Source organism: Janthinobacterium sp. LS2A (assembly GCF_036543145.1).
GTDB classification, from domain to species: domain Bacteria; phylum Pseudomonadota; class Gammaproteobacteria; order Burkholderiales; family Burkholderiaceae_D; genus Janthinobacterium; species Janthinobacterium aestuarii.
Map to the genome: position 1 here is coordinate 1 of NZ_JAZHPB010000011.1, position 12,764 is coordinate 12,764.

Here is a 12,764-nt window from a genome sequence, read left to right on the forward strand (position 1 = left end):
GCGAAAGCAGCCGCTGAGTGGATGTGAATGGCGCGCGTTTAGGCTGCTTCTGCGCCGGCTGCTGTTTGCTTAGGCTTCCAGGGTTCCTCGCTGTTTTCGCGGATGATGTCCCGCACTTCCTCAATATGCTTCCACGCATGCAGCGCCGCCCGCTTCGCGGCCTGCCTGCTCTTGTAAGTGTGCTCCAGCGTCTTTAGCGTGCCCGTGGCCCCAGCCTGTTCCTGGCCCGCCTTTTTCTTCTTCGCCGCCACGTCCTTCCACTTGGCCACCACGCCCGTAACGCCTTCGTCCGGGTCTTTCTCTTCTTCGCGTTCTGCCTCGACCGCTTCCGTTTTCGTTTCAAACTCCACCTGCGTGGTAAAACCGTTGCTGCCCAAGCTGTGCGTGACCTTGACTGATAGCCATTCGGTGGCGTCGATCTCGGGCTTGAAGCCTGTCACGGTCACGGGCGATTGCGGGAACACGGCTGGGTTGCCCAGGGCCAGGCTCATTTCAAAGGTGGCCAGGCCGCGCAGGATGCGCTGCCATTCGGCGACGGCCGCCGCGCGCGCGTCGGTTTCGTTGGCGAAGGTGGTGCGCAGGCGCTTGCTGTTGCCGGGCACGCCGGCCACGACGCTGCGGCGGCGCGCATAGCGCTCGTCGTGCCAGAAGGCGCGCACGCCCGTGTAGGCGTCGCTTTCGGCGCTGTGGTAGCGGTGGCCGTCGCCCAGGGCGCGCGTGATGGGAATGACGGGCAGCGCCTTGCCGCTGGCGGTGCGGCTCTGGTTGATGGGGATGAAGAGCAAGGTGTCGTTCTTGACGGTGGCCACCGCGTCGTATTTCCTGCCCAGCCGGCGCAGGAAGGCCGCATCGCTTTCGTGGGTCTGGTCGATGTGCTCGACGGCAGTGTCGCGCAGGCGCGCCGACACGCCCGACGCCAGCTCGTTGCGAAAGGCGATGGCCTCGATGATGGCGCCCAGGGTGGTCTTGTGAAAGCTGTGTTCCTGCTGCTGTTTGAAGGTGTCGATCAGGTTGGCCGACCTGGCGCGCAGGGTGATGGTGTCGGGCGCGCCGCTGTGCTCCACCTCGTCCACGGTGAACTTGCCCATGTCCACCAGGCCGGACGCTTGCCAGCCCAGCGCCAGGGCGATCTGCGCGCCGCGCGGCGGCAGGGCCAGCTTGCCGTCGCTATCGTCCAGGGAAATGTCGAGCTGGTCGCTCTCGTCGCCACGGCACAGGGTCAAGGTCAGATTGATCAGCCGGGGCGACACGATGGCCGTCAAATCCTTGTCCTCGATGCTGACCTTGAAGGTGGGGATATGCTCGCTCATTTGAATTTGTCCGCCGCGCTGCCGATGGCGCCGCTGATGCTGCCGCCGATCTTGTCTTTCATCTCGCTGACCACGCCACCGTATTTCGAGGTGATGCCGCCGACCACATTGCCCACGACGCTGCCCACGGCATTCTTGGCCGCGCCGGCGATGCTGCTGGTCATGCCGTCGATGCTGAGCATATTTTTCAGGTCGCCGATGTCGCCCAGGCCGACCATGGCCAGCACGCCGTCGTCGTCGCGCTTGAGAGAAATGGAAAACTCGACGCGGCGCGCGCCGCCGCTGCCGTCAAGGATGGTGCGGCCTTCCGTCATGCTGGTGATGCGGTAGGAGCCGAGAATGCGGCCCGTGCCCTGGATCAGAATCCACGATTTACCGGTATCCGCCATCATGCGCAGCGCATCGAGCGAGTACAGGGAGCCGGTCAGTTCCGGCGCCACCCAGCCCGACAGGGTGATGGTATCGTCGCCCGGCCCCACGTACTGGTGCGCGTCGCGCAGGCCCACGCGGGCCGTGCTGGCGTGCTTCCATTCTGTTTGCCGCTGCAACTCGTGATAGGCCAGGGTGGGCAGGCTGAACACGAACATTCCTAAAATCATCATCATGGTGGTTATTCCTTCTTAATCGTGGTCGCGCAGGGACGAGCGGATGCGCGCCGCCTTTTCGCGGTCGCGCTGGTCTAACGCCATGCTCACCGCGCGCGCGATGGCCTGGGGATCGGTGCCGGCCTGCACGTTGAAAGTGATTTCGATCTTATCGCCTTGAATCGTCATGCCGGCGCCGAACCCGCCCTGGGACAGCGGGGCACGGGTGTCGAAGGCGCTTGCGGGTAATGCCGTGGCCGTGCCGATGGCGATGCCGGCGCCCAATTGCGTCAGGCGCTGCGCCAGGGTGGACACCTTGGCAATCGGCGCGCCCTCGCTGCGGTCCAGGCCCACGGCCAGGCCCTGCATGGTGTAGTCGCCGAGCTGGGCAAACACGCGGCTTGGGCTGTGGATGCCCAGCTTTTCCTTGAACCAGGCAATGGTGCTGGACCCGGCATTGCTGATGGCGTCCTTGACGGCGCCCATGGAACCGGTGATGCCGTTGACCAGGCCGCGCAGGATGTTGGCGCCGAACTCCGTGAACTGGGCCGGCAGCTTGATGCCGAACCAGCTCAACACGCCCGCGAACGCCTGATAGAACACGCCGACGGGCGACCAGTTGATGATCAGAGCCGTGATGCTGCCCATGCCGCCAGCGCAGACGGTGCGCAGACGCGACCAGATATCGGCAAAGAAGGCGGAAATAGGCGCCCAGGATTCGGTGATGCGCTGCAGGATGCTGGCGCCGAAGTCGGTGAACTTGGCTGGCAGCGCAATGCCGAACCAGCCCAGCACGCCCGCGAAGGCGCGATAAAACAGGCCGAGCGGTGACCAGTTGGCGATCAGGCTGCTGACGCCGCCAATGCCGCCGGCAAAGGCGGTTTTGACGTGTGACCAGATCCCCGTGAAGAAACCCTTGATCGGCTCCCAATATTTATAGATCAGGAAGGCGGCGCCGGCGATGACCGTGATGGCGATGCCAATCGGGTTGAGCATCAGCGCGCGGCCCAGCCACAGCACGGCGCGGCCCGCCCACATGAAGGCGCCGCCCAGGCCGCGCAGGATGGGCGTGAGCACGCCGCCCGTAACACCCATCTTGGCGAACATGATGTGCAGCATGGCATACGGGCCGATCAGGGCGGCGATGCCCAGCATCAGCGGGCCGAGCACCAGCAGCAGGCCTGCCAGCACGGCAAAGGCGGTGATCATGACCTTGGCCACGGTCGGGTTGCGTTCCATGAAGCCGTTCAGGCGTGTGATGGCACTGATGGCCATTTCCAGTCCCTGCGCATACAGCGGCAGGATTTTCTCGCCCATGGTTAGTTTCAGGTTGGCCAGCCTGGCCGTCGCTTCCAGTTCGGCGCCGCCGGCCTGCTGCTTGCCCAAGTCATAAATCTGCTCGATGTCATACGCACCTTCGTTGAGCTTGGCATTTTTGTGCATCTGGATGCGCTGCCGGAACATATCCAAAAACTGATTACCTGCCGTGCGGTTCGAAAACAAACTGCCGATGGTGTCTTCAATTTGTTTAGCATCCGTGATGCCCTTTTTTTCCAGTTGTGGCAGCAAGACGGTTTCCAGCCACTCGAATTGGCTGCGTCGGAAGATGTCACTGCCCAGCAGTGCACCTGGGCCAAGAGTAGCGCTTTGCGCAACTTTGTCATGCTTGACCTGACGACGATCTTTAATCAGCCCGAGTCTTTCCATGTTGCTGACGGCGCGTTTGGTGGTGCGCCCTTGGTACAAGTTTGAATAGCCGGACATCAGGGCCGTGCCGGCGCGGTGGCCGCCAACTTCCTGTACCAGCGGTTCCATCTGGTAATAGAACTGCTTGTCGTCCATGATCTTGGCGGCGATGCCACCCGTCTTGATGAAGTTCAGCCATTCCGTCGGCCCGACGCGCCCGCCCGTGGCCGTGATGACCTTTTGCATCATGTTGGCCTGGTCGTGGAATTTCTCCGAACTCGCCGTGCCGCCGCGCTGCTCGATGACTTTGAGCAAGTCCATGAAGACGCGTTCGTTCTCTTCGCCCGACTCTGCGCCAAAGAACGCCTTGTTGGCAAACTTCATCTTGGCCAACGTGGGCGCGACCATTTCCGCGTGGTGCAGATCGCCAAAGATCGACATCGCGTCGCGCACCAGTTCCAAGTTTTCGTTTTGGCTGGTGCCGTAGGTTTTCATGTTTTGGGCAAACTTGATTGCCTGCTGGCTGGTTTCCTGTCCCAGACCCAGCGCATTGACGCGCGCCTTTTCCAGCTGATAGTGCTTCGCCTCGTGCAGACCCTTGGCCACGGGCACGGCCATGACCGCGCCGGTCGCCGTCGCGCCAGCGCCCGCCATGGCGATGCTGCCCGCCTTGCTGCGTAGCTTGTCCGCGTGCTGGGTGGCATTGGTGACGCGCTGCTGTTTGGCGGCCGCGTTGGCCAGCTTCTGCTGCTGCAGTGTCATGGTTTTGTTGGTGGCCTCGATCTCGCGGCGCAAGGTGCGCTCGTGGTTGGCCAGGTCTTTGGTGCCGATGCCAGCGGCGCCCAGGCGCTCGCGCATGACCTGTAGTTGCTGCGCCTGTTGCTGGCCGGCCGTCTTCAAGGCGCCGGCCGCTTTGACGGCGGCGTTAAACTCGCGCGTCATGGCGCGCGTGGGCGCTTCAGCCTGCTTCATCTTGGTGGCCAGGCTGGCCACCTTCTGCTGCGCCGCTTCCAGCTTGCTGCGGGTGGCGTCCAGGCCACCATGCAGCTCGCGGAATTTGCTGATGTTTTTTTGCTGGGCGTTCAGCTCGCGCAAACGGTCGCTGGTCGCCTTCAGTGCCTTGGCCGTGTCGCTGGCACCGCCCATGATCTTTTTAAGCGGGCCGGTAATCTTGTCCAGTGCCGCAAATACCACCTGTAATTTCAGATCCCGACCAGCCATCTATTCCGCTCCGCTTCTTTGCCTGGCGCGTTCGCGCCAGGCCATCAGTTCATCAATCGTAAAACCGTCCATCGCCGCCGGCGTCCAGTGGAAGACGCCGGCAATGTCGGCCATGGCGTCTTCTACTTCGCCGGGAATACCGAAAGGCGATCTGCTTTGCTCGCCAAAAAACCGGCAACCTCGGCGCCCACGGCCAGCAAATCGGCCGGGTCCATGTTGGCGATGTCGTGCGCGGTCAGGGTCGGCTCGGTGATACGCGGCAGCACGATTTGCAGGGCCGACACGTTCAGGTTGGCCAGCTCGATCAGGGAAATGCCGCGCAGGGCGCCTGCCTTGGGTTTGCGCACGGTCAGCGACGTGATGAAGCCGTCGCCGCGTTTGATCGGCTCGTCCAGTTCGATGACGGCGCTGTTTTGGGTATCGTTGTTCATTGTGGTTTCCTTGTGGTTTGGTGGTAAGTAAAAGGGGGATTACAGGCCGATGGCCTTGCGGATGGCCGCATTCGTGTCGCCGCCGCCGAAGTTCTCGGTGCCGCTCATGAAGTCCAGCTCGATGACGGTGGCACCGTCGATCATCAGCTTGTAGTAGCTGCAAGCCATCGTGTATTTGTGGGTGGTGTCGTCGCCCATCTTGGCGCCGCCCATATCGATTTCCTTGTAACGGCCGCGCACGACGACCTCGACGGCGGCGACCGTGCCGTCATCGTCTTCCTGGTAGGCGCCGGCAAAGCGCAGCTGCACGGCGCCGTGCGAGTGCGCGCCGTATTGTTTCAGGGCTTCGGCGATCAGGCCGCCGCCGCTCCATTCCAGCGACAGCGCTTCGTTGCCGAAGTCGACGGACACGGGGCCGCTCATGCCGCCGGCGCGGTACTCTTCCATCTTGCGGCTGAGTTTCGGCAAGGTGACTTCGGGCACCATGCCCATGAAGGAGACGCCATTCTGGAACAAGTTAAAATTTTTCAGTTTGCGGGGCAGGCCCATAATTTCTCCAGTAGTTCAGTGCGCCCGCGCTGGCGCGGGCAGGGTGGTGATGGTGATTACGCCGCGATGCGCGAGGCGAAGTCGGCCAGGTAGCGGTCGGTAATGCGCTGCTGGAATTTCAGGTTTTCCAGCGGCGGCACGGGCGTGTAGTCGTAATCGATGGCCAGCTTGCCGTCTTTCAGCGCCGTCTTGTCGTTGTACTGCTCGTCATACCAGGCATGGCCGTCGATGATGTAGCCCTGCAGTTTCAAGTCGCGGAACTTGGCGTTGATGCTTTCCAGCAGATCGCGCACCAGCGACGGGTGCAAGGGCACGTCGACATAGGCGAAATGCGCCTCGGCGATGGTGTCGGCCAGCACCTGGGCCGTGCGCGTGTAGCTCTCAAAGTAGAAGAAGCCGCCCGGTTCCTCGCAGGTACGCGAACCCCAAAAGCGGTAACCGCCCATGTTAATCAGGGTGGTCACTTCCTTGGCGTTGAGCACGCCGGCGTCGGTGGCGGGGTCTTGCAGGTCGAAAAACACGTCTTTGGTGATGCCGGCCGGGCCGTTGACGACCACGTTGGACAGGGTCTTGTGCCAGCCCGTTTCCTCGTCGATCTTGGCGCGCAGGCCCATGGCGTAGGCGACGGCGGACATACTGGCCTCGGCGTCCGTGGCGGTATCCCAGTTCACGAAATCGGGCCAGATCAGCATGACTTCGCGTTGGCCAAACTGGCCGCGATAGGTGGTGGCCGCCGTGACGGTGGCGCAGCCATAGGCCGACGCATACACGAAGCCGCGCAGGCGCTGTGCGACGCTGGCCAGGGCATTGGTGACGGCCTGGGTATCCAGTCCCGGCGCGCCCAGGATGCGCGGCTTCACGCCGAGTTTGCTTTGCGCGGCCAGCAGCGCCTGGGCGCCCAGGTACATGCCATCGGGCGAGGTGCCGCCCACGGCGTTGCTGGTGGTTTCCGCCTCTGTTTCGCCTTCGGCCACGCGCACCACGACCGTCAGGGGCTTGGTCTGCGCGGCAATGGCTTCCAGTGCGCGATACAGGGTGCCGCTCTTGCCGGCCTTGCCCATGGCGGCCAGCACGTTGGTGACGAGCACGGGCGTGTCGAGCGGGAAGGCCGCCGGGTCGGCATCGTCGGCCGTGGCGATCAGGCCCAGCACGGCCGTGGAGACGGTGCGGATCGGGCGCGAACCCTCGTTGATTTCGATGACGCGCACGCCATGGTGGTAGTCGGTGGCCAAAATTGTTCTCCTGGTAGGTGGTGAATGGGGCGTGGGTGAGGCGTTACAGGGTGACGGGAGGGGGCAGCGTGATGCCGGCGTCGGTGAAGGCGCGCCGCCCCTCGTCGGGCAAGGTGGCCGCGATGCGTGCGTATTCAGCGCTGACGGCTGCTTGCAGCGCCGCGATGTTCTGCGCGGCGACCACGGCGGCGCAGCTTGTGATGTCGAGAAGGTCAGCGCGTGCCAGGTGGATGGCTTGTACGGTGGCAGCGTCGTCATTTGCCAGCGCTGCCATGCCGATGCCGGCCAGGCGGTTGAGCACGACCTCGCGCGTGGTGCGCACGCTGTCGAAGTAGCGTGCTGACAAGACGGCAAAGGACTCGTCCACCAGCGTGGATGCCCGCAGGGCCGCTTCTTCTTCCGCAGTAACGGCAGCGGCATCCTCCGGCCAAGTTCCTGCCATTTCATAGACCGCCCGCTTGCTTTCCGGGTAGAAGCCGCCTGTGGACATCGAGTAGAAATTACGCATTGTTAGTATCCAATCGCTAAGACATAGGCCATGACACTGGCGCCGTTGGTGTAGTTGCTGCGCAGGCGTACGCCGGCCAGCTTGTTGGGGGCTGCGCCATCGACGGTGATGTTGACGGACGTATCGCTGCCGATATGGATGGCGGAAACAGCGACGACGGCATTGGGAAAAGCCATGTCGTAAGGCGTATCGGCTGCCGTGCCGCTGCCGCCGGCATTGGCGGCAGCGATCCATTGCAGAATGAAGCCGCCCGGCAAGGGCTGGCTTCCTGTGCTGGCCAAGTGTGGCGTGAAGTCGGCGTTACGCCACAGCTCGGCAGTCGAGTCGATGGCTTGCCATGTATCTGCCGTGATGGCCACCAATGACACCGACTGGCCGGCCTTGACGATCATCGATGGGAGGTTGGCCACATCGCAGCGCAGCACGGCATTGGCGGCCGGTGCGATGGTGCCGGCGATCTTGTTGAAACCAAAAAACTTGACCTGGCGCCCAATAATCTGGCCGCTGGCGAAACTGTCGGGACGAGGCAGGGTGGCCATCACGGAGCCATTGCTGAAGTAGTAAGCCTTGCCAAAATCAGCGACGGTCAGCGTACGGGAAACAGGAAAATCCGAGATGCCTGCAAGATTGCCCAGCTCTTGCTGCACAAACCCTGCACTGGCCAGCTTTTTCGACGCGTCAGCTTTCGGCAACGCCGGCACTTCCTTCATGCTGTATTGCGGGTGCGGATCGAGGGCGGCCAAGTGCTTGGCGTCTTGCTGATCGGCATAGCTGCGCGCGCTGGCGTCCTGCTGATCGACATAGGCGACCTTGGCCAGGAGCGGATGTGGATCAGCTGCAGCCTGGTGTTTTGCCAGTTGCTGATCGCCATAGGTGCGTGCGCTGGTGTCCTGCTGATCGACATAGGCGACCTTCGCCAGGAGCGGATGCGGATCGGCCGCAGCCTGATGCTTGGCCAGCTGCTGATCGCCATACGTGCGTACGCTGGTGTCCTGCTGGTCGACGTACGCGACCTTGGCCAGCAGCGGGTGCGGATCAACAGCGGCCAAGTGCTTGGCCAGTTGCGCGTCGCTGTAAGCGCGCACGGTAATGTCCTGGTCATCGACATATTTACGGGTGGCCAGGATGACGGACGGATCGATTTTCAGCTCGATGGCGGCCGTGCTGGCGACGATCAGCACGATGCGTACCACCTGCGTGCGCCCGCTACCCTCGGCCATCAGGGGCTTGTAGCTGGGCGGGCAGTTGGCCACGGCACACAGGTCGCCGGCCTCGTCAAAGATGCCGATTTCGCGTATCCACCAGCCGCCCACGTCCTCGGGCAAGACTTGCTCGACGATGATCTGGCTGGTATTGGCCGGGTCGATGGTCAGCTGGTTCAGGCCGGCGCGGCGCACCTCGCGCACCAGCGCCTTTTGTGTGCGTACGGGCATGGGCAGATTGCCGTTGCCGTCGCCCACGGCCAGGTTTTTCAGTTTCAGGGTTTGGCCCAAGGCGATGGCGTTGGCCAGCTTGGCCTCGCCCACTTCGGTCAGGATGGCAAAGTATGTGCTCATGGATAGATGGTCAGGGTGTCGATGGTATGGGATGCGCCGGCCTGCAACAGCGTGCCGCGCACTTCGATGGTTTCCGCGATCCAGGGATACACGGTCATGCTGTCGCCGTGGTAGGCGCAAGCGCCCGCGTAGACGTTGCCACGGCTTTCCAGATAGATGGCCAGGCCCGTCATGTGACGGCTGACGGGCTTGGCGTCGGCAATCAGGCGTTCCATTTCCTGAAACATGGCGTCCGTGATGCCCGAGTCCAGCACGCCGACATCGAGGCGAAACGTGCCCGGCACGCCCGGTGGCGTGGTTTGCCACCATTCGGTGATGCGGATCAGGTAGCCCAAAGATTCCACCACGCGGCGCACGGCGGCAATCGTGCCCTTGTGCTTGTGGATGAAATAGGACGCCTTGATCGTGCCGCGCTTGGTCGATTCGGGCCAGGCATCATCCCAGCGGTCCACGGAACAGGCCCAGGCCAGGAACGGCAGCAAGTTGACCGGGCAGCGGTCGGCGTTCCACAGGTCGCGCAGCGGCACGGGCACGTTGACCAGCTCGGCGCAGGCCACGGCAATGGCGCGTTCCAGCGCCGTGGTGTTGGGCGGCAGGGTCGGCACGGTCTTATTCATCGAGCACCACGACATTGAGCTTGATGGCCGTGCAGCGCGCGGCCTGGGTGGCGTTCAGTTCGATGTCCGCCGCCGGACTGGTCAAGACGACCTTGCGCACGCCTTCGACGTGCACGGCGGCGCTGCAGGCGGACCGGTAGATGCTGTGGCCCAGCGGGCGGCGCGGCTGCGACATGCGCACGGCGTTGGCGCGCGCGGCATCCAGCAGAATCGGTACTTCCGGCCCGACGCCGATAAACAAGGTGGCCTCGATCTGGTAATCAATGACCTGGGCGGCCTGCACCGTCAAGCGGTCGCCCAGGGGGCGCACATCTTCGGCGTTGAGCGCGCGCGCCACGGTGGCCAGCAGCGCGGCGTCGGCGATGCCTGTGTCGTTGTTGGCCAGCACGGTGACGGTGACGCTGGCCGGCGCCGGACTGGTGGCGCTTGCGTCCTTGACGCGGCCGTCGCTGCTGCGGGCGTGGAATTCGTAGGACGCCTTCGGGCCGGCCACGGACAGGCCGTCCGGCGCTTCCTGGATGCGCAGGCGGTAGGCGTCGTTGTCTTCCATGACGGCCGCTACGGGAGGCAGGGCGTCGGGATTGGCCGACCTGATGGTCAGGCGCGCCACGTTGACGTTGGCGCCTAATTGGTCCAGGTCGCCATCGAGGGCAAACGCCAGCATGACGGCCTTGCCCGCGTCGTTGACGCGGTTGCGCAGGATGGTTTCTTGATACGCGTTTTCTTCCAGCAGCTTGGTGGCTGGTTCCGATTCCAGCTCCAGGAGAGCCGTGACGGCCGCGCGCTCGGCTTCCGGCAACAGGCTCACCAAGTGCGTCTTTCGGCCGGCCAGGATGGCTTCGAAGTCCAGCACTTCGACCACGCTGGGTGCCGGCAATTGGGTCAGGTCGATGGGCGTGCTCATACGACGCCGCCTTGCTTGACGGGTACGGACAGGGTGATGCCCTGGCCATTCGCCGTGCCATCGAGCAGCAGCGCGATGGCGCCGTCCGTGTCGCGCGTGAGCTGTACGCTGGCAAGTTGCAAACGCGGCTCCCAGCGGCGCAGCGCAAAGGCGGTGGCGGCATAGATACGCAACTGCGTGGCGCTGTTCAGGGGCTGGTCGATCAGCTCGGGTACTTCGGAACCATAGCGGCGGCGCCGGATGCGCGAACCCATCGGCGTGGTGAGAATGTCGGTCACGGACTGGCGCAGGTGGTCCAGGCCCGTCAGGCTGCGCCCGGTGGCGGCGTGCATGCCCATCATTGTTGCGGCCCGCCCGACTTGTCGCCGCCGGCCTTGACGCCGCTGTGTGCATGCTTGGCCAGGCTGATGGCGCCGGCTAGCACGTCCTCGCTGGCCTTGATCGTCCCTTGCACGGCCATGGCCACGCCGCCAGCGGCGCCGGCCTTGGCGTTCACGCCACCGTTCAGGGCGGTGGCGCCCTCCACGGTAGTGGACTGCTTGACGATCAAGTTTTTCATGACGGTCAGGTCGCCCGTGCAGATGGTGCTGGGCGCGTTCGATGTGACCTTGTCGGCGGTGATGGTAGCGGTGCCGCCGGGGAGCACTGCCGTCAGGGTGTGGGCCGCGTGGTCGTACTGCACCACGGCGCCGTCCGGGTAATGCGTGGCGTGGATAGTGTCGCTGGTTTCGGGCGCGTCAAATGCCTGCGAGTACAGCGCCGGCATGATGATGCCGCGCGTCAGGTCGCCGCCTGGGGAAAAGACGATTACTTGTTCGCCGACCGTCGGCGCCGACCAGGTGCGCGTGCTGCCGGCGCGCCGTGTGGCCCAGTTCAGCCATTCGGTGGTGAGTGTTGGACCGAGCCGCACGCGCGCCTTGGCCCCTTTGACCTCGGCAATGGTGCCCAGGCGGATCAGGTTTTGCAGCAAGCGGAGGAGGTCGGACAGGTCGGCGTTCATGCAATGCATGTTGCCGAAGTCCGCGTGCGGATGCACGCGGGACCGGGTTGATAAGGGGCTTAGCGACTTCGGTTGATTGCAGAGTCAGAACGCATTGTTATAGTGCGCCCCCATGAAATTGTCGCTGCATCAAAACTTTAGCCGCCGCGAGGGCATCGTTCACCTTTGCAGCTACATCCGGAGTGACGCCCGTGCCCTCCCAGTTTGTATGGGTAATTGAGCTGATCGGGCGCTTGCTTGGGATAAAGATAGCAAAATGCTCGCTGAGACGATATGGGCGCGAAGCGTTGGCGCCGCCCCAAGTGCGTTCCCCGATCACCTTGGCGCGTTTCAGCGCCTGCATTTGGTACGCAAATGATTCGGCGGCGGACTTCGTATCGGGGCCTGTCAAGATGAGGATCGGCTTCTTGCCCCCATAGCGTTTGCCGTCGAGCTTATCCTGCGTCCAATACTGCGTGGTGATACCGGTCGCACGTTCCCAGATGTCGTTGAGGCGGGTGCGCCCGTCAACAAGATAACTGATCAGTAGCGCCACTGAGTCTTCCCCGCCACCGCCGTTGTTGCGCAGATCGATGATGAGGCCATCGGTGTTAGCGAGTTTATTCATCGCTGCGGCAAACTTGTCGGATACGAGGAAAACCGGCCCGAATGAGGAAATCTCCAGGTAGCCGATATTGGGACTAAGATGATCGACCTTTTCCACGCCAAGGTTTGATGCAAGAACCCTTTCAAGCACGGCAGGCGGCACTTGTTTTTCCCATTCCGCCCGCGTCTGTGGCGGCGGCGGCATTGCATCATCGGGCGGCACCGGGTGGGCACTGACATCGATGAACATATGCTTGTCGTGGATAACGCCATCAATGTCATCGAATAGCTGTTTGGCGAGTTGTTGACCGTCCGTGACCCTATCGTATTTGCCCTCGCGCTGATGCTGGCGCAAGACAACCTCGACTTGTTTGGCTTTGTCTGGAAAAACGTAGTGGGCATTGAGCTTGGCAATCAGCGTATCGATGACCTCCAACCGGACTGCCCGACTGACCTCCACTGTCGGCGCCACCGGGGGGGGCGCTGCGATTGCCCCTGTCACGGTCAGCAATAACAAAGCCAGGGAGACTATCCATTTATTTATCATTATTTTCCTTTTTTTAATATGATTAAATGATTCA

14 protein-coding genes are annotated in these 12,764 nt (G+C 63.0%); all 14 read right to left on the bottom strand.

The window, feature by feature from the left end:
- Nucleotides 1–38: 38 nt before the first annotated feature.
- Nucleotides 39–1,310 (bottom strand): phage late control D family protein, encoded by a 1,272-nt coding sequence (locus V3C40_RS24695; protein WP_070300971.1) that lies wholly within the window; start codon nucleotides 1,308–1,310, stop codon nucleotides 39–41.
- Entirely contained in the window at nucleotides 1,307–1,915 is a 609-nt protein-coding gene (locus V3C40_RS24700) for a phage tail protein (protein ID WP_070300973.1), read from the bottom strand. Before V3C40_RS24700 ends, V3C40_RS24695 begins: the two co-directional genes overlap by 4 nt.
- Nucleotides 1,916–1,930: 15 nt before the next feature.
- Nucleotides 1,931–4,801, bottom strand: coding sequence for a hypothetical protein (locus V3C40_RS24705; protein WP_070300975.1), 2,871 nt, complete (start codon nucleotides 4,799–4,801; stop codon nucleotides 1,931–1,933).
- Nucleotides 4,802–4,915 (bottom strand): GpE family phage tail protein, encoded by a 114-nt coding sequence (locus tag V3C40_RS24710; RefSeq protein ID WP_071650284.1) that lies wholly within the window; start codon nucleotides 4,913–4,915, stop codon nucleotides 4,802–4,804. It abuts the gene before it with no gap.
- Nucleotides 4,916–4,923: 8 nt separating this feature from the next.
- Nucleotides 4,924–5,232 carry a phage tail assembly protein gene (locus tag V3C40_RS24715; protein WP_070300977.1) on the bottom strand — a complete coding sequence of 103 codons (309 nt, stop codon included), beginning with the start codon at nucleotides 5,230–5,232 and terminating at the stop codon, nucleotides 4,924–4,926.
- 39 nt (nucleotides 5,233–5,271) lie between these two features.
- Nucleotides 5,272–5,781 carry a phage major tail tube protein gene (locus V3C40_RS24720; protein ID WP_070300979.1) on the bottom strand — a complete coding sequence of 170 codons (510 nt, stop codon included), beginning with the start codon at nucleotides 5,779–5,781 and terminating at the stop codon, nucleotides 5,272–5,274.
- Between the two features lie 56 nt (nucleotides 5,782–5,837).
- Nucleotides 5,838–7,013 carry a phage tail sheath protein gene (locus V3C40_RS24725; protein ID WP_331778784.1) on the bottom strand — a complete coding sequence of 392 codons (1,176 nt, stop codon included), beginning with the start codon at nucleotides 7,011–7,013 and terminating at the stop codon, nucleotides 5,838–5,840.
- Nucleotides 7,014–7,056: 43 nt separating this feature from the next.
- Nucleotides 7,057–7,521, bottom strand: coding sequence for a hypothetical protein (locus tag V3C40_RS24730; RefSeq protein WP_331778785.1), 465 nt, complete (start codon nucleotides 7,519–7,521; stop codon nucleotides 7,057–7,059).
- A 2-nt stretch (nucleotides 7,522–7,523) separates the two neighbouring features.
- Nucleotides 7,524–9,077 carry a phage tail protein gene (locus V3C40_RS24735; protein ID WP_331778786.1) on the bottom strand — a complete coding sequence of 518 codons (1,554 nt, stop codon included), beginning with the start codon at nucleotides 9,075–9,077 and terminating at the stop codon, nucleotides 7,524–7,526.
- Nucleotides 9,074–9,694, bottom strand: a complete 621-nt coding sequence (locus tag V3C40_RS24740) for a phage tail protein I (protein WP_331778787.1) — start codon at nucleotides 9,692–9,694, stop codon at nucleotides 9,074–9,076. The genes V3C40_RS24735 and V3C40_RS24740 overlap by 4 nt, the downstream gene beginning before the upstream one ends.
- Complete coding sequence (locus tag V3C40_RS24745) at nucleotides 9,687–10,598, bottom strand: baseplate assembly protein (protein ID WP_331778788.1); 912 nt, start codon at nucleotides 10,596–10,598, stop codon at nucleotides 9,687–9,689. Before V3C40_RS24745 ends, V3C40_RS24740 begins: the two co-directional genes overlap by 8 nt.
- Nucleotides 10,595–10,939, bottom strand: a complete 345-nt coding sequence (locus V3C40_RS24750) for a GPW/gp25 family protein (RefSeq protein WP_070300948.1) — start codon at nucleotides 10,937–10,939, stop codon at nucleotides 10,595–10,597. The genes V3C40_RS24745 and V3C40_RS24750 overlap by 4 nt, the downstream gene beginning before the upstream one ends.
- Nucleotides 10,936–11,598, bottom strand: coding sequence for a phage baseplate assembly protein V (locus V3C40_RS24755; RefSeq protein WP_070300946.1), 663 nt, complete (start codon nucleotides 11,596–11,598; stop codon nucleotides 10,936–10,938). The genes V3C40_RS24750 and V3C40_RS24755 overlap by 4 nt, the downstream gene beginning before the upstream one ends.
- Before the next feature lie 97 nt (nucleotides 11,599–11,695).
- Nucleotides 11,696–12,730 (bottom strand): S41 family peptidase, encoded by a 1,035-nt coding sequence (locus tag V3C40_RS24760; protein WP_070300944.1) that lies wholly within the window; start codon nucleotides 12,728–12,730, stop codon nucleotides 11,696–11,698.
- Nucleotides 12,731–12,764: the final 34 nt, after the last annotated feature.

Coding starts and splice junctions, on each gene's coding strand:
- V3C40_RS24700 (WP_070300973.1), bottom strand. CDS start 1,915: ATGATGATGATTTTAGGAATGTTCGTGTTCAGCCTGCCCACCCTGGCC.
- V3C40_RS24750 (WP_070300948.1), bottom strand. CDS start 10,939: ATGATGGGCATGCACGCCGCCACCGGGCGCAGCCTGACGGGCCTGGAC.
- V3C40_RS24720 (WP_070300979.1), bottom strand. CDS start 5,781: ATGGGCCTGCCCCGCAAACTGAAAAATTTTAACTTGTTCCAGAATGGC.
- V3C40_RS24760 (WP_070300944.1), bottom strand. CDS start 12,730: ATGATAAATAAATGGATAGTCTCCCTGGCTTTGTTATTGCTGACCGTG.
- V3C40_RS24695 (WP_070300971.1), bottom strand. CDS start 1,310: ATGAGCGAGCATATCCCCACCTTCAAGGTCAGCATCGAGGACAAGGAT.
- V3C40_RS24745 (WP_331778788.1), bottom strand. CDS start 10,598: ATGAGCACGCCCATCGACCTGACCCAATTGCCGGCACCCAGCGTGGTC.
- V3C40_RS24740 (WP_331778787.1), bottom strand. CDS start 9,694: ATGAATAAGACCGTGCCGACCCTGCCGCCCAACACCACGGCGCTGGAA.
- V3C40_RS24730 (WP_331778785.1), bottom strand. CDS start 7,521: ATGCGTAATTTCTACTCGATGTCCACAGGCGGCTTCTACCCGGAAAGC.
- V3C40_RS24755 (WP_070300946.1), bottom strand. CDS start 11,598: ATGAACGCCGACCTGTCCGACCTCCTCCGCTTGCTGCAAAACCTGATC.
- V3C40_RS24735 (WP_331778786.1), bottom strand. CDS start 9,077: ATGAGCACATACTTTGCCATCCTGACCGAAGTGGGCGAGGCCAAGCTG.
- V3C40_RS24705 (WP_070300975.1), bottom strand. CDS start 4,801: ATGGCTGGTCGGGATCTGAAATTACAGGTGGTATTTGCGGCACTGGAC.
- V3C40_RS24710 (WP_071650284.1), bottom strand. CDS start 4,915: ATGGCCGACATTGCCGGCGTCTTCCACTGGACGCCGGCGGCGATGGAC.
- V3C40_RS24715 (WP_070300977.1), bottom strand. CDS start 5,232: ATGAACAACGATACCCAAAACAGCGCCGTCATCGAACTGGACGAGCCG.